Origin of the sequence: Arthrobacter sp. NPDC058192 (assembly GCF_042883665.1) — a bacterium.
Taxonomy (GTDB): Bacteria; Actinomycetota; Actinomycetes; order Actinomycetales; family Micrococcaceae; genus Arthrobacter.
Window position 1 is genome coordinate 16,742 of sequence record NZ_JBHVVJ010000005.1, and the last position, 14,371, is coordinate 31,112.

At 65.8% G+C, this 14,371-nt stretch carries 19 protein-coding genes and 1 tRNA gene; 7 read left to right on the forward strand and 13 right to left on the reverse strand.

All coding sequences use genetic code 11. From position 1 onward, the window contains the following. Positions 1–139: 139 nt before the first annotated feature. Complete coding sequence (locus tag ACFVVK_RS06520; protein WP_390265070.1) at positions 140–1,816, reverse strand: AMP-binding protein; 1,677 nt, start codon at positions 1,814–1,816, stop codon at positions 140–142. Between the two features lie 112 nt (positions 1,817–1,928). Between ACFVVK_RS06520 and ACFVVK_RS06525 the strand changes: the two genes are divergently transcribed. Further along, positions 1,929–2,207 (forward strand): putative quinol monooxygenase, encoded by a 279-nt coding sequence (locus ACFVVK_RS06525; RefSeq protein ID WP_390265073.1) that lies wholly within the window; start codon positions 1,929–1,931, stop codon positions 2,205–2,207. 17 nt (positions 2,208–2,224) lie between these two features. On the opposite strand, the gene trxA is transcribed toward ACFVVK_RS06525, so the two are convergent. The 3 genes from trxA to ACFVVK_RS06540 all read right to left on the reverse strand — a co-directional run bounded on the left by trxA (position 2,225) and on the right by ACFVVK_RS06540 (position 4,077). Continuing rightward, positions 2,225–2,638: a thioredoxin gene (trxA, locus tag ACFVVK_RS06530; RefSeq protein WP_390265075.1), complete on the reverse strand. Its 414-nt coding sequence runs from the start codon at positions 2,636–2,638 to the stop codon at positions 2,225–2,227. A 78-nt stretch (positions 2,639–2,716) separates the two neighbouring features. Next, a complete protein-coding gene (locus ACFVVK_RS06535; RefSeq protein WP_390265078.1) occupies positions 2,717–3,262 on the reverse strand; it encodes an acyl-CoA thioesterase in 546 nt (181 codons plus the stop codon). Between the two features lie 86 nt (positions 3,263–3,348). After that, a complete protein-coding gene (locus ACFVVK_RS06540; protein WP_390265081.1) occupies positions 3,349–4,077 on the reverse strand; it encodes a Type 1 glutamine amidotransferase-like domain-containing protein in 729 nt (242 codons plus the stop codon). 216 nt (positions 4,078–4,293) lie between these two features. Between ACFVVK_RS06540 and ACFVVK_RS06545 the strand changes: the two genes are divergently transcribed. Beyond that, on the forward strand, positions 4,294–4,731 hold the full coding sequence (locus ACFVVK_RS06545) for a hypothetical protein (RefSeq protein ID WP_390265084.1): 438 nt from the start codon (positions 4,294–4,296) through the stop codon (positions 4,729–4,731). A gap of 37 nt (positions 4,732–4,768) precedes the next feature. Here ACFVVK_RS06545 and ACFVVK_RS06550 read toward each other — a convergent pair whose 3' ends face one another. Next, positions 4,769–5,311: a GNAT family N-acetyltransferase gene (locus tag ACFVVK_RS06550; protein WP_390265086.1), complete on the reverse strand. Its 543-nt coding sequence runs from the start codon at positions 5,309–5,311 to the stop codon at positions 4,769–4,771. Positions 5,312–5,360: 49 nt separating this feature from the next. After that, the gene (locus ACFVVK_RS06555; RefSeq protein ID WP_390265089.1) at positions 5,361–6,092 is read right to left on the reverse strand and encodes an MgtC/SapB family protein; all 732 of its coding nucleotides are present in this window, start codon (positions 6,090–6,092) and stop codon (positions 5,361–5,363) included. 234 nt (positions 6,093–6,326) lie between these two features. Here ACFVVK_RS06555 and ACFVVK_RS06560 point away from each other — a divergent pair, with 234 nt between their 5' ends. Next, positions 6,327–6,764 (forward strand): DUF1810 domain-containing protein, encoded by a 438-nt coding sequence (locus ACFVVK_RS06560; RefSeq protein ID WP_390265092.1) that lies wholly within the window; start codon positions 6,327–6,329, stop codon positions 6,762–6,764. A 56-nt stretch (positions 6,765–6,820) separates the two neighbouring features. Here the strand turns inward: ACFVVK_RS06560 and ACFVVK_RS06565 are convergent, their stop codons facing one another. The 5 genes from ACFVVK_RS06565 to ACFVVK_RS06585 all read right to left on the reverse strand — a co-directional run bounded on the left by ACFVVK_RS06565 (position 6,821) and on the right by ACFVVK_RS06585 (position 9,426). After that, positions 6,821–7,969 (reverse strand): EAL domain-containing protein, encoded by a 1,149-nt coding sequence (locus ACFVVK_RS06565; RefSeq protein WP_390265095.1) that lies wholly within the window; start codon positions 7,967–7,969, stop codon positions 6,821–6,823. After that, positions 7,966–8,223 (reverse strand): DUF1059 domain-containing protein, encoded by a 258-nt coding sequence (locus tag ACFVVK_RS06570; RefSeq protein ID WP_390265098.1) that lies wholly within the window; start codon positions 8,221–8,223, stop codon positions 7,966–7,968. The genes ACFVVK_RS06565 and ACFVVK_RS06570 overlap by 4 nt, the downstream gene beginning before the upstream one ends. 61 nt (positions 8,224–8,284) lie before the next feature. Continuing rightward, a complete protein-coding gene (locus ACFVVK_RS06575) occupies positions 8,285–8,872 on the reverse strand; it encodes a DinB family protein (RefSeq protein WP_390265101.1) in 588 nt (195 codons plus the stop codon). Between the two features lie 67 nt (positions 8,873–8,939). Next, positions 8,940–9,021: transfer RNA gene (locus ACFVVK_RS06580), tRNA-Tyr, on the reverse strand. Positions 9,022–9,171: 150 nt separating this feature from the next. Next, positions 9,172–9,426, reverse strand: coding sequence for a hypothetical protein (locus ACFVVK_RS06585; RefSeq protein WP_390265613.1), 255 nt, complete (start codon positions 9,424–9,426; stop codon positions 9,172–9,174). 199 nt (positions 9,427–9,625) lie between these two features. Here ACFVVK_RS06585 and ACFVVK_RS06590 point away from each other — a divergent pair, with 199 nt between their 5' ends. The 3 genes from ACFVVK_RS06590 to ACFVVK_RS06600 all read left to right on the forward strand — a co-directional run bounded on the left by ACFVVK_RS06590 (position 9,626) and on the right by ACFVVK_RS06600 (position 11,360). Further along, positions 9,626–10,117: a YajQ family cyclic di-GMP-binding protein gene (locus ACFVVK_RS06590; RefSeq protein WP_090951202.1), complete on the forward strand. Its 492-nt coding sequence runs from the start codon at positions 9,626–9,628 to the stop codon at positions 10,115–10,117. A 178-nt stretch (positions 10,118–10,295) separates the two neighbouring features. Continuing rightward, complete coding sequence (locus tag ACFVVK_RS06595) at positions 10,296–10,901, forward strand: hypothetical protein (protein WP_390265103.1); 606 nt, start codon at positions 10,296–10,298, stop codon at positions 10,899–10,901. A 42-nt stretch (positions 10,902–10,943) separates the two neighbouring features. Then, positions 10,944–11,360, forward strand: coding sequence for a hypothetical protein (locus ACFVVK_RS06600; protein WP_390265106.1), 417 nt, complete (start codon positions 10,944–10,946; stop codon positions 11,358–11,360). A 204-nt stretch (positions 11,361–11,564) separates the two neighbouring features. Here ACFVVK_RS06600 and htpX read toward each other — a convergent pair whose 3' ends face one another. After that, positions 11,565–12,434, reverse strand: coding sequence for a zinc metalloprotease HtpX (gene htpX, locus ACFVVK_RS06605; protein WP_390265109.1), 870 nt, complete (start codon positions 12,432–12,434; stop codon positions 11,565–11,567). A 45-nt stretch (positions 12,435–12,479) separates the two neighbouring features. Continuing rightward, on the reverse strand, positions 12,480–13,787 hold the full coding sequence (locus ACFVVK_RS06610; RefSeq protein WP_390265111.1) for an MFS transporter: 1,308 nt from the start codon (positions 13,785–13,787) through the stop codon (positions 12,480–12,482). 112 nt (positions 13,788–13,899) lie between these two features. Between ACFVVK_RS06610 and ACFVVK_RS06615 the strand changes: the two genes are divergently transcribed. After that, a complete protein-coding gene (locus tag ACFVVK_RS06615; protein ID WP_390265114.1) occupies positions 13,900–14,367 on the forward strand; it encodes a Fur family transcriptional regulator in 468 nt (155 codons plus the stop codon). Positions 14,368–14,371 lie beyond the last annotated feature (4 nt).

The window sequence follows — 14,371 nt, forward strand, 5'->3', positions numbered from 1 at the left end:
GCCTCGGGCCGTGCAGGAGTTACCCACAGGCGCCGGGAATTCCCCCAACGCGGGGTCACTTACAGCCCATTGGAGGGTCATTCTTGGGCGCTAAATGACCCCGCGTTGCTGTCAGGGGGCGATGCTGAGCTCCAAAGCGCTAGAGGCCCAGCCTGGCCGCGGCCTCCCGCCGCATGTCGACTTTGCGGATCTTGCCGGAGACGGTCATCGGAAAACTCTCCCGGACGTCCACGTAGCGCGGAATCTTGTAGTGCGCCAGCTTGCCGCGGCAGAACTCGGCCAGGGTCACGGCATCCAGCGGCCCCGCGCCGGGTTTCAGTATGATGCAGGCCATCAGCTCCTCGCCGTACTTCGCGTCCGGGACGCCGATCACCTGCACGTCCTGGATATCGGGGTGCGTGTACAGGAACTCCTCGATTTCGCGCGGGTAGACGTTCTCGCCGCCACGGATCACCATGTCCTTGATCCGGCCCTCGATCACCAGATACCCGTCCTCGTCCATCCGGGCGAGGTCCCCGGTGTGCATCCAGCCGTCAGCGTCGATCGCCTCGGCGGTCTTGTCCGGCTGGTCCCAGTACCCCCGCATGACGGCGTAGCCGCGGGTGCACAGCTCGCCGATCGCGCCGCGCTCCAGCACCTCTTCCGTGGCCGGGTCCACCACCCTGCTCTCCAGGTTCGGCATGGTCCGGCCAACGGTCTCGGTCCGCTGGACCATGGTGTCCACGCTGCGCGTCATCGTGGAGACCGGGGAGGTCTCGGTCATGCCGTAGCAAATTGCGACGTCGGACATGTTCATTTCGTTGATGACGCGGTTCATCACCTCGATCGGGCACAGAGATCCGGCCATCACGCCCGTGCGCAGTGTCGAGAGGTCATAGGAGGCAAAGTCGGGCAGTGCGAGCTCGGCGATGAACATGGTCGGCACCCCGTACAGCGAGGTTCCGCCAAAGTCCTGCACGGCCTCCAGCGCCGCGGCCGGCGCGAACGTCCGGCCCGGGATGATTGTCGCGGCGCCGTGGCTGAGCGCTGCCAGGTTCCCGATCACCATGCCGAAGCAGTGATAGAAGGGCACCGGGATCACCACCCGGTCGTGTTCCGTGTAGTCCAGCAGCTCGCCGATCGAGTAGCCGTTGTTAAGGATGTTGTGGTGCGTCAGCGTGGCGCCCTTCGGGAAGCCAGTAGTGCCGGAGGTGTACTGCAGGTTGATGGGATCGTGGGCGTCCAGTTCCGCCACGCGCGCCTGCAGGGCGGAATGTCCGACGTCGTCGGCTCGCTTGAGCAGCTCGGCGTAGGTTCGCTCCGCCTCACTTTCCGGCTCTCCGGCGGTCAGCCCGTCCGCGCCGGCGTCCGGGAGGAAGACCAGCTCGCGCAGTGCCGGACAGGACGCCAGGGCCTGCCGGGCCATCCCGGTGTAGTCGCTGTTGCGGTCGGACGGCGCAGTGACCAGCATGCGCATGCCGTTCTGCTTCACCACGAACTCAAGCTCGTGGCTGCGGTAGGCGGGGTTGACGTTGACCAGGATCGCCCCGGCCTTCGCGGTGGCGTACTGCAGAATGGTCCATTCGGCGCAGTTGGGGCTCCAGATGCCCACCCGATCGCCCTTCGCGACGCCCAGGGCGAGGAGCGCACGCGCCAGGCGGTCGACGTCGTCGTTCAACTTGGAGTAGCTCCAGCGCCGCGCCTCATCGCCGGGCACCGCCGCCGCCTCGATCAGGGCATCGTGGTACGGGAACCGGGCCGCGATCCGTTCGAAGTTCGCGCCAATGGTTTCCTTGAGCAGCGGAACGTCAGTGTCCCCGGCTGTGTAAGCAAGCATGATGTGACGCTACCAACTGACCGGAGGCAAAAGAAGGGCAAAGATTGGAGGTCCTACGAAACGTTCCGGTCATCTTCCGGCGCCGGCCCGGACGCCCGGTAGGGTAATTGCCATGAGCGAACCCATTGACCTGCTGGCCACCTTCATCCCCAATGACGGCGAATTCTTCCGCGTGAAGCTCGCCTTGGAGATCGCGATTGACGAGGTGGTCAACGAACCCGGTTGCCTCCGCTACGAACTCACGGAAGCCAGTGAGGACAAGCTGGTGCTGACCGAACGGTGGGCAAGCCAGGAGGATCTGGATAAGCACTCCAAGGGCACCGCCCTCCAGGATCTGAACGAATCCCTCAGCGCGCTGCTGGCCGAGCCGGTTAAGGTCGAAAAGCTCTAGGTGGGAGTTGGCACAGGTCAGGCTTCCGGGATCTGGGTGCCGTCCTGCTTGCCGGCCGCAGCGGCAGCCTCGGCCTGGGAGCGGGCCACGTGGGCGTGGACCTCGTCCATGTCCAGGGCCTTGACGGCGTCGACCACCTGCTCGAGCTGCTGGGCGTTCAGGGCGCCCGGCTGCGAGAACACCAGGACCTTTTCGCGGAAGGCCATCAGCGTGGGGATCGAGGTGATGCCGGCTTCGGCTGCGAGCTGCTGCTCAGCTTCGGTATCCACCTTGGAGAAGACAACGTCCGGGTGCTTCTCTGAGACTGCTGAGTACGTGGGGCCGAACTGCTTGCACGGGCCGCACCATTCAGCCCAGAAATCGACAAGGACGATGTCGTTATCCTCGACGGTCGATGCGAACTGTTCACCTGTGATGTCTACGGTAGCCATGAGTCAACGGTACGGGAGCAGGCGTGGAATGTCTGCGGCATTTCGCTGTTGGCACATCCTGGCGGGCGGGCCCGATCCTCAGGTCCAGGCATGCGGCGCCGGGCGCCGCGCACCGGGCAGGGCGTTGGATTCGCGCCATGCGTGGATCCATTCGGGCAGCTCCAGGTCCGCCGGTGGGGTGCCGAACTCGCGGAGGATTTCCGCCTGGCTGACAGGCTGGCCCTTGCTGAGGAGCCGGGTGGCGATGTGGGCACGCGCGTAAACCTCGCCGTCCACCACCATCCGCTGCTCGAAGTAGATGGCTTTTGAATCCAGGCCGATGATCCTGGATTCGATGGTGTACCGCTGCCAGAGCTGCAGCGAACGGCGGAAGGCGATGGTCTCCCCCGCCGCCACCGGGGTCCAGCCCCGACGGCGCATCTTCCGCCAGGCTCCGCTGCGGGCCATGAGGTCGAAGCGGCCGAGGTCCATGAGCGAGAAGTACATTCCGTTGTTCACGTGCATGGCGATGTCGATATCCGTGGGCAGCACGCGCAGGGGAAGCGAGGAGCTATCCCAGATACTCAGCGGCGGCCGGCGCGAGGACGTGAACAGCAGCAGGAGGGTCCGGAACAGAAGATGCATGAGGCAATGTTACCCACGAGTAACAATCGTGCCAAGTACCAGCCGAGCCAAGGGGCAATGGCCCGGGTGGTGAGCGCGCCGGGTGCCTATCGGTGCGCGGACAGAACCGAAACGGTGGCTTTGGGCCCTGCGCCGCGAACCGTCCAGCAATGCCCCGCGCCGATTACCTCCAGTTCGTCCAGGTCCGTGTGGCGCAGGACCAGGGCGGTGTTCTCATCGACGGCGGCCGCCCGGTCCAGGAGGCCTTGCGCCACTGCCCCGACGACCCTGCTGAGCGTTCCTGCCTGCGCGGTGTGGACGTCGACGGCGAAGGGCACCAGGCCCAGCCCGTCGCGGATCTCGAGTTCGTCGAGGCCCTCCGAACATTCTTCAGAGCACACTTCGGTGCCCTTGATCCGGTACCCGCCCACGATCGCCCGTGCCGGCGCCACCATCGCGCCGGCGGAGAACCCCATGTAGGGCACGCCTTTGGAGACCGCGCGGCGGATGGCTACCGCGGACGCCAGCAGCCCTGCGAGGTAGCCCGGCGTCGGGCCGCCGCCGACGACGATCCCGTCGACGCCCTCGAACGCGTCAGGATCCGCGTCTTTGTAGGGACGGAGCAGGACCGGGAGCACCTCGCAGGCGATGCGGGATTCCAGCGGCCGCACATAGGCTGGCAGGAACAACTCCGAGCTGCCCTCCTGGTCAACGAGAACCACGGCGACGCGGGGAGCCCTGCCGCCCGCCCGTGTCCGGAGCTCCCTGACAAACCGGTCGAAGACAACGGGAGTGGTCACGGTGTCCGGGCCGCCGCCGACAAGGATGATGGTCATGGCTTCAACGTACCGGACCCGGGGCATTCGCAGTGGGCCAGGTGTGGCCACAGCCTGGGTCCGACGCCCAATATACTCGCGGCTGGGGCCGCCCAGCTGGGATATTGACCGCCCCGGAGGGGGAGGAACATAATCGGAATCGGTACTAGCTTCTGACACGACTGCGCCGACCATGAGGCCGACGGCAGAGCATCTAAACGGAAAGCGGTCGGCATTATGAGTACTGTCCATCATCATCCTGTCGCTTCGACTGGCTGGACCGGTTGGGTCCGTTTCGCCGGAGTCATTCTGATCATCAACGGCGTCTTCACTGGTCTTCAGGGTCTCGTGGCGCTCACCGGCCCCGATACCTACTACTTGTCGACGCCGGGAACGCTGTTCCTCTTCGATGCGAAGGGGTGGGGCTGGTGGAACGTGGTGATCGGGGTGATGTTGATCATGACCGGCGTCGGGCTCTTCTCGGGCTTAACGTGGGCCCGGGTCGCTGGTGTCATCGTGGCCGGCGTCAGCGCGGTGGTGCAGCTGATGCTCATCCCCGAGCAGCCGTGGTGGTCCTTCATTGTGATCGCCATGAACGTGCTGATCATCTACGCGATCATCGCCCACGGCGAGGAACTAAAGGCTGAACAGGCGCCGCCGGCAAGCACCCCTTAGAGCGCTAGTACAGCGTCCTTCAGTCCGAAACCTTCCGTCAGTACAGGATCCGCTGAAACAGGATGTGGTCCTGCCATGATCCCGCGATCTTGAGGTAGGCCGCGGCCCGGCCGATTTCCTCAAACCCGGCCCGCTTGAGGATCCGCTGTGACGCGGCGTTGTGCGGCAGGGTGCCAGCCTGGAGCCGGTGCAACCCCAACTCCGTCCGGGCGGCTTCGACGGCGAACCCGACTGCAGCCGAGCCGATCCCCCGCCCCGTCATGTCCTTGTCCACCCAATAGCCCAGGTGCCCGCTCAGGAACGGGCCCCGGACAATCCCGCTAAGGTTCATCACGCCGACCACCCGGGCCCCTTCGACGAGGACCCACGGCACGTCCGATCCCGCGACGAATAAACCGAGCTTGGATTCGATGCTGGCTGCCTGCCCGTCGACGGTGAAGAATTCATCGGACCGCAGAGGCTCCCAGGGCGCCAGGTGCTCGCGGTTCCGCACGTAGGCATCGGCGAGGCGGCCGGCGTCGGACCTGCGCAGCACCCGCACCCGCACGGCACCGGTCAAAGTGACGCTGTTCTCGGTCATCCGCAAATTCTATGCGCCAATGCGGACCTGGCAGCCTTGAGCGTCCTTCTCAGCCGACGACGTCATCGTCGTCCTCGTTCGGGTCCGCGCCGACGAGCGTGACGCTTGTCACCCCCGGCACTTCCAGCAGGGACGGAACAAGTTCCCGCAGCGGGACAGATCCGTGAAAGCGGATGTCCATGAGGACGATCGGCCTTTTTTCATCGCCCGATTTCTTCGTGCTGAGGATTGAGGAGCTGAAACCCATGTTCGTGGCCAGTTCCAGCACCTGGCGCAGCACGCCTTGATTGTCGGCATAGTTCAGATGCAGGACGCGGTGGGTGTCCGGCGTCGGTATCTTCCGGACCGCGGGAGACACCACATACAACGTGATCAAGTGGAAGACGGTCAGGGAGATCGCCAGGGAAAGCATTCCCGCCCCGCACGCCATGCCGACGGCCGCAGACACCCAAATGCTGGCGGCCGTGGTGAGTCCCCTGACAACGTTCCGCCCCTTGAAAATCACCCCGGCGCCGAGAAACCCGATGCCGCTGACGATCTGGGCTGCAATACGGGTCGGGTCCACCGTGCTGCCCGGCACCAGGACGTACTCAAAGCCGTACGCGGAAATCAGGGTGAAAGTGCACGATCCCAGGCCAACCAGGACGTGGGTCCGGTATCCAGCGCTTTTTTGCCGGACCTGCCGCTCGACCCCGATCAGGGAACACAGGACGAATGTGGCCAGCAAAAGCCCGACTTCCACCAGCGTGTTCCTGGTGAACAGCCCAAACGCGTCGCCCATCCCGCCCTCCGACTGGGCCCGAGTGGCGCCCGGTCACCTTTGACGTGCACCAACGATGATGTGCACCCACGGCTCTCGAGGTTGATACTACCGCCGCCCCGTGCCGGGGAGTAGGGGCGGACCCGTTCCGCTCAGGGGCCGGCCCCCGACGGCGGCGACCGGGTGCGCAGGAGGCTTTCCACCGCGTTCGATCGATGCTTGGATGGAGGCGGCAGTCGTCCGGAGGAGGAACCCGTGGAAGATCTCTATGACCTTCAACGCTTTGTCACCGCACAGGACGGGGGCGGAACGTACGTCCAGGCTCTCGCCGAACTCCGGCAGGGCTCCAAGCGCGGCCACTGGATGTGGTTCGTCTTTCCCCAGCTGGCCGGATTGGGTCACAGCGCAACCTCGCGGAAGTACGCCATCGCGACCCTTGCTGAGGCAGTCGCCTACCTGCAGCATCCTGTCCTCGGCCCGCGCCTGTTGGACTGCACAGCCGCCGTGGCCGCCGTCGAGGGCCGGAGCGCCGAGGACATCCTCGGCGGCATCGACGCGCGGAAGCTGCATTCCAGCATGACATTGTTCCGCCGGGCGGCCCCGCACGAGCCCTTGTTCCAGCGCGTGCTGGACCAATACTTCGGCGGATTGCCCGACGCCGTGACCGAGCAACTCCTCGAGCCGGGCTCCTAGGACGGTCCTGGCGCGGGCTTGGCACACTGCCGTGTGCGGTCCGGGGCGTCTCCGGCCTATCCGGCGGCCGCCAGCGCCGTGATCAGGCGTTCCATGCGGGCGACGCCGGCGAACCGGCCGGCGTTGTCCGTCACCAGCAGGGGCTCGAAGCGGCTGGCGGCGGGCCGCGTCATGGACCGGGCCAGGGCGTCACGGATGGGGGTATCCAGATTGACGCGCATCCCGTCGGTGACCACGCCCAGCGCGGCGTCTTCGGCGTTGAGCACGGCAATCGGCCGCAGGTAGTCCCCCATCAGCACTACTGACAGCAGCGCCGGGTTCTCGGTGAACGCCGCGGCCGCGGTTTCGGTGCTCCTCGCGGTTGTCGCAGGCTCCAGGACGTCCCTGACCGTCGCATTGTGCGCCACGGCGGCTTTGGCCGCGAGCCGGTGGGCCACATCCACGTCGATACCAGCCCACGGCGGAGCCGGCCGGGCCAGGCAGTAGCCTTGGACCAGGGGGACGCCGAGCGCGACGAGTGCATCCAGTTCCTCGACGCGTTCGACGCCCTCGGCGAGGATCCAGGCATCGACCCGGCTGGCGAACGCGCCGAGCATGCCGATCAGCGCCCGCTTAGCTTCGTCGCGGTCGAGGTCCTGGATGAGCTCGCGGTCAATCTTGATCAGCGCCGGCCGCAGCGACAGCAGGTGCCGCAATCCCGCATAGCCGGCCCCGGCGTCGTCGACGGCGATCAGGGCGCCGGCGGCGCGGAGCTGGTTCAGGTCCGGCTCAAGGTCCGTGTAGGAGTCGATGGGGGTCTGCTCGGTCAGTTCGATGACCAGCCCGGCCAGGTTCCCTTCGTTGCGCCAAACGTTCCGGATGCTTTCCGTTGGCAGCAATTCAGGGGAGACGTTCAGCGTCAGGAAGCAGTTGGGCGGAAGTGTACCGCGCGCGGCCAGCGCGGTCCGGAGGGCGGCGGACTCCAGGTCTTCTGCCCTCCCATGCTGCCGCGCGGCGGCGAACCACGCCTCGGGGTTCTTTTCGGCGAAGCCGGGGAACCGTGCCAGTGCCTCGTAGCCCACCACGGTGCCGCGGGCCGTGTCGACAATCGGCTGGTACGCCGCGGCCAGTCCTTCACCACGGCAGGCGGCCGCCAGGAGTTCGTTCCAGTCGGGTGCGGCAACTTCGCCGGATCCGGGAGGGCGACCGTCTGCCGCAGGATTCAACTAACCGGCACGATGGCTTTGTGGACTGCCTGGACGACATCGGCCGGCAGTTCGACCAGGCCGTGCGTGTCGGCGGCATGCGCTGCGACGTTGACCAGAATCTCGTCGTCGGTGCTGCACACCCAACGGGCCTCGCAACCGGGGACTACATCACCACAGGCGAACGATTTCACTATGCTCCTCAGAACTGACACAAGACACGGGATTGACGCGAACTGCTCCACCCTACTCCCGCGTAACCCGAATCGTGGCACAAAACACCCTTCGAAATTTTGGGCCGAAATTCTTCGCTAGGACCGGCGCGTACCGGCTGGACTAGGACCGCTCGGCCGAGACGGCTCTGGCCGCAGCTTCAATCCGGCCCCGGTGCGCGGCCCATCCTTCCGCGGTGCGGTCCGAGAGATTCGGATCCCCCGGACGGCTCCCAGCGTTCCCGTCGATAAGCTCGCGCAGGATATCCGCGTGGCCGAGGTGATGGGCGGTCTCCACGCACATGTGCACCAGAATTTGGTGCAGGGTCACGTGCCTGCGCTCCTCCGGCCACCAAGGCACCTCACCTGGCGCGTCCAAGGGGAGCGCCTCGATCGTGGCGTCGGTGTGGGCGGCCGCAAGGTGGTGCAGTTCGACGATCTGCTCCCGCGTCTCGTCGCGGGCCGCCCACATGTCGGCGTCGGGCTCGGCGTCGTCGTCGAACCACGGCAGCCCCAGCTGCGACGGGCGGCCGAAGACTTCCCCGAAATACCCCACTTCCACGCTGGCCACGTGCTTGACCAGGCCCAGCAGGTTGGTTCCGGTCGGCGTGAGGGGCCGACGCGCGTCGTACTCGCTGAGGCCTTCGAGCTTCCCCAACAGGTCCTCCCGCCGGGTGCGCAGGTAGTGGTGCAAGATCGCCTTGTCGTCCATGACAGGCACTATACCCAAGCAAAGGAAAAGCCTCCGGAACCTGATGGTTCCGGAGGCTTTCCAAGGGTGGCAGATGAGGGATTCGAACCCCCGTAGGCGTTGCCAGCTGATTTACAGTCAGCCCCCTTTGGCCGCTCGGGTAATCTGCCGAACTTCAAAAGAAGATCACTCGCGGTTTCCAGTCCCGGACGGCCTGTTTCCAGTCCGTTCCGCTTCCAGCACCCGCGGGCAAGACAACTTTACAGAACTTCTGCCGAAGAATCGAATCGGCGCTTTGGCGGGCCAAAATGCCCGGAAAGTCAGGCGTCCCCGAGAAGGCGGCCGGCCAGTCTGGCCTCGAACCGGGCCGCCTGCTCCGCCGTGACCTGGTTGAGCTGGACGGCGCGGGCCAGATCGGCGTGCACTCCGTCCATGCGGGCCGACGCATCGGCGGCCGGGCTCAGAATAATGGAGGCCGCGAGCGCGGCGGCGGCAATGGACGTCGCCCTCACAGCCAGGCTGCCGGCAGCGGCAGAGGTAGTGCGGGTAACGTAGCGGACGGCCTTGCGGTGCATGTTCCTGCCTTTCAGCATTGGTTCCAACCCTTGCAACCCTTCCCGGCCCAGCTTCGTTCCCGCCGTGATTGAGCTATGAGCGGACTGTGAAACTGCACCGCCCCGGCCGGCCTCCAGATCCGGGGCATACGTACTAGGCTGGAACGCAGACATCCCGGCCTCACCCTAGGCACCCGGCAACCATCAGGAGGACACAGTCATGGCAGGCGAATCCACGTTCGACGTCGTCAGCAAGGTAGACAAGCAGGAAGTCGCCAACGCGCTGAACCAGGCGCAGAAGGAAATCGCCCAGCGCTACGATTTCAAGGGTGTCGGCGCCGAGGTTGATTTCAGCGGCGAGAAGATCCTCATGAAGGCCAACTCCGAAGAGCGGGTGCTGGCGGTGCTCGACGTGCTGCAGTCAAAGCTCATCCGCCGCGGCATCTCGCTGAAGTCCCTCGACACGGGCGAGCCTTTCGCTTCCGGCAAGGAGTTCCGGCTCGAGGCCTCCATCAAGGAAGGGATTGCCCAGGATCTCGCCAAGAAGATCAACAAGCTGATCCGGGACGAGGCCCCCAAGTCCGTCAAGTCGCAGATCCAGGGCGATGAGCTGCGCGTCACGTCCAAGTCCCGCGACGATCTTCAGGAGACCATGGCGCTGCTGAAGAACTTTGAGGAAGCCGACCTGCAGTTCGTCAATTTCCGCAGCTGACCGCACTCTCCCGCGTGACTACAGGGATCCTACCTCCCTAGTCCGCACAGAGTCCGCAGGATCCCCGAGGGCCGCAGCGATCAGCCTTGATCCTGCGGCCTACGGTGCTAGCTGTCCTGCCCAGCAGCTAGGATTCTAGCGACGCCGCCGCTGGGGCGGCACCAATCTGGGGGCCACCATGACCGATCAACCGCAACCGCTAACTGCCGTCCTAGGCGAGCCAGGCCAACGTGACGCGCAAGGCTTCGGCAATGTCACCACGGCCGCGCTGATCACCCGCCCCATCTCCATCACAGACGCTACCGGCGACGTCATCTACACCAAACAGACTACGGACACCCAGAAGGCTGCCGACAACCACATCCGGAACGCCGGCTACCGGCGAGTGGGCCCGTGGGCGGACGGCGTGGCCTCGGTCGAGCTCGTCCCGCTTGGAGCCAAGCTAAAGAAACCCCTTATCGCGCTGGGCGTCATCGTTCTGGTCATTGCCGGAGTTGCGAACTTTGTCGCCCGCTCCTATGCCGCCGCGCCCGAGGCTGCCGAGAAGTCCTGCCACCAGGCCGTGAAAGGCAAACTCCCGGACGCTGCGACACCGGAGTTTAAGTCCACGTCGGTTCTCAAGAACGGCACCCAGGCCCACGGTGGTTACCTGTACGTCGTGAACGGGGACGTGCGCTCTCTTGACGTCGGCGGCGAGGTCAGGGAAATGACGTACCGGTGTGAGGCTTACGTCGACAGCAGCGGGGGCGTTCACCAAGTCTTCGCCAGCACGACTTGGAAATAGTCGCACCTCGAAGGGCGCAACCAGGCCGGGCATAATTGCGGCATGACTGAACAGCTTTGGGGTGTAGGGGGCGTGGTCGTCGGCATCGCCGCCACTACGACCGGTAACTGGTGGATCGAACACTCAAAGTTCAAGCGTGAGCGCACCAGGGTGGCCGGCGACCGCGCCCGCGAGGTCTGCTTGAAGCTGCTTGAGCTCATAGACCACGAGCTAGCGGCCTTGGACGCTTTCCATGATGAGCATGGCGTCTTCCCGGCGGATATGGGCCACGACCCCGTCGACTCGCGTGCGCGGGAAATGCTGACCGAGGTACATTTGAACTGCCGCCCTCGTATCCACAAGTCCGCTGTCGCCCTAGTCGACGCGACCGACGCCTGGGGATGGCGCGGCGGCGGGATAGACACGGTGCAGAAGCGTCGACACGAGTTCATAGAGCTCATCAGGACGCGCCTTAGTTAAGGGCAACCAGTCCGCAGAACGTCCGCAAGAGCTCCGCAACAGCCCATTTTCGGCCTGTCACGGCCAACCCCGAAAAGCCCTGAATCTCGCGGTTTTCAGCATCAGTCAACGCCCGCCAACTAGTAGTTAGCAGTTCGTGAACTTCCGCAGCTGACCGCATTCTCCCGGCGCGGCCGTTTCCCCGCGCCGCGCCGCGCGGCGCCTCTACTGCAGGGGCCGGCCGGCCATCCGCTCTAGCCTGCCGATGCGTTCGGCCATCGGCGGGTGAGTGGAGAACATCTTGGCCACCCCTCCGCCGCGGAACGGGTTGGCGATCATCAGGTGGGACGCGTTGACCAGCCGCTGGTCCTGCGGCAGTGGCGCCACCTGCACGCCCTGTTCGATCTTGCGCAGGGCGGAGGCCAGCGCCAGCGGATCTCCGGTCAGCGAGGAGCCGTCCTCGTCGGCGTCGTACTCCCGCGTGCGGGAGATGGCCATCTGGATCAGGGATGCCGCGAACGGGGCCAGCAGTGCCATGGCGATCGCGGCGATTGGGTTCGCGTTGCGGCGGTCCCCGCCGCCAAACAGCAGCATCATCTGCCCAACCGAGGTAATGACGCCGGCGACGGCGGCAGCCACCGAGGCCGTCAGGATGTCCCGGTTGTACACGTGCATCAGCTCGTGGCCCAGTACGCCGCGCAGTTCGCGGGCGTCCAGCAGCCTCAGGATGCCCTCGGTGCAGCACACTGCCGCGTTCCGCGGGTTCCGGCCGGTGGCGAACGCATTCGGCGCCATGGTGGGCGAGATGTAGATGCGTGGCATCGGCTGGTTGGCCCGGCCGGACAGCTCCCGGACAATCTGGTACAGCTGCGGCGCCTCCGCCTCCGTGACCGGGTAGGCCTGCATGGACCGGATCGCAATCTTGTCGCTGTTCCAGTACCCGTAGGCCGTGGTGCCGACGCCGATGAGCGCCATAATCCAGATCGGCGTCGCACTGCGGGTTCCGGCTGCGATGAACGCCCCCAGGCCAAGCAGAACGGCCCACAGCACTCCGAAAAGGGCCGCCGTCTTCAGTCCGTTGTGATGCTGGTGCACGGGTCCTCCTGATGCCTTTCTTCAACTACCAAGAAAAACGAACCGCTACGGTACCGGGTTCCGCGCGTCGTAGCGCAGGAATCCCGACTGTGCGCGGGCTCCCGGCTGTAGCCGGCCGCCCGACTGCACATGGGCCACGGTCCAGGCCACGGCAATGCACAGCACGCCGCCGAGCACCAGGACCCATCCCTCATTCAAAAGCTTAGTCGCGCCGCCTGCCACCATGTCCCCGATCCGGGGTCCTCCCGCCACCACCACGACGAATACCCCCTGCAGCCGTCCGCGCAGGTGGTCCGGGGTGGAGGCCTGCAGGATGGTGGTCCGGAAGACCGCGCTCACGGAATCCGCTATCCCGGCAAGCGCGCAGCACACGGCAGCGGGCAGCAGCCACACCGTCACCCCGCCGCTGCCGGCGTGACCTGCAAGGACAACCGTCAGGCCGAACGCTGCAATCGAGGCGCCCCAGCCCATCACCGACCACACGACGGCAGCACCCTGCCGGCAGACGCCGCCCAGCGGCCCCGAGAACAGCCCGGCCAGGAACGCCCCCACGGCCGTGGAGGCCAGCAGGATGCCGACCGTCGCCTCGCCGCCGCCGATCATCAACGCGCCGATGGCAGGCAGCAGCGCCCGGGGCTGGGCAAAGATCATGGCCACAAGGTCGATCACGAAGGTCATCCGGAGGTTGGGCCGGGTGCCAAGGAACCGGAAACCCTCCACCACCGAGCGCAATCCGGCCGGCCTGGCATGTTCGCCAGGCGGCATGGACGGCAGCTTCAGGAGCGCCCAGAACGCGAAGGCGAAGCTGACGACGTCGATCGTGTACGTCCAGCCGAAACCGATCCAGGCCACGAGCACACCGGCCAGCAGCGGACCGGCGGTCATGGTCAGTCCGAAGCTCATCATGTTCAGGGCATTGGCGGCCGGCAGCAGCTCCTTGCGCACCAGCACCGGGATGATGGCGCTGCGGGCCGGCTGGTTGATGGCCTGCGCACCGCTCTGCACCGCCACCAGCGCGTACAGCAGCCACACGTTGCCCAGCTGCAGCCAAGCCTGCAGGGCTAGCGCCACGGTGGTCAGCCAGAGGACAGACGAGGCTAGGAGGGCTACCGTGCGGCGGTCGTGGGCGTCGGCGATCGAGCCTCCCAGAAGGCCGCCGAACACGAGCGGCACGAGGGCAAAAATGCTCAGCAGACCGACGTAGAGGCTGTCCTGGGTCAGCCGGTACACTTCCAGGCTGACAGCCACCAGGGTGAGCTGGCTGCCGAGCGCGGAGACGGCGGACCCCAGCCACAGGCGGCGGAAGGCCGGACTTTCGCGCAGCGGCGTGACATCCGCCAAAAATTTCCCCACCCGGCTACTCTAGCGGCGGGGCGCGGGGCCCAGGACACGAGCGGACCTAAAAATGGGCCCAATTAGCCTTACCTTATTGTGAGACAGTCATAATAAGTGCTTGAATGAGACCATGACGAATTCCGCGGGCACCCACGACGCATGGGCGGCCGCCCTGCGTGCCCACGGCCGCCGGGTGACCAAACAGCGCCTGGCGGTGCTCGCCGCCGTCGAACACCACCCGCATTCGCCGGCCGAGAGCATCCTTGCCGCCGCCCGGCAGGAACTGCCGGAGCTGACCGCCCAGTCGGTCTACGTGGTTCTGGGTGACCTCACCGATCTGCACATGCTGCGCCGCTTCGAGCCCCCGCACTCCCCCGCGCTCTATGAGACCCGGGTGGGAGACAACCATCACCATGCCGTATGCATCAGCTGCGGCCGCGTGGAGGACGTCGAATGCGCCGTGGGCCACGCGCCCTGCCTCACCCCGCACTGGGACGCCGACGCGAAGCCGATGACCATCCAGATCGCAGACGTGCTGTACCAGGGCATCTGCCAGGACTGCCAGCGCACCCAACAACTTCCTTCCGAACAAAACTAAGAAA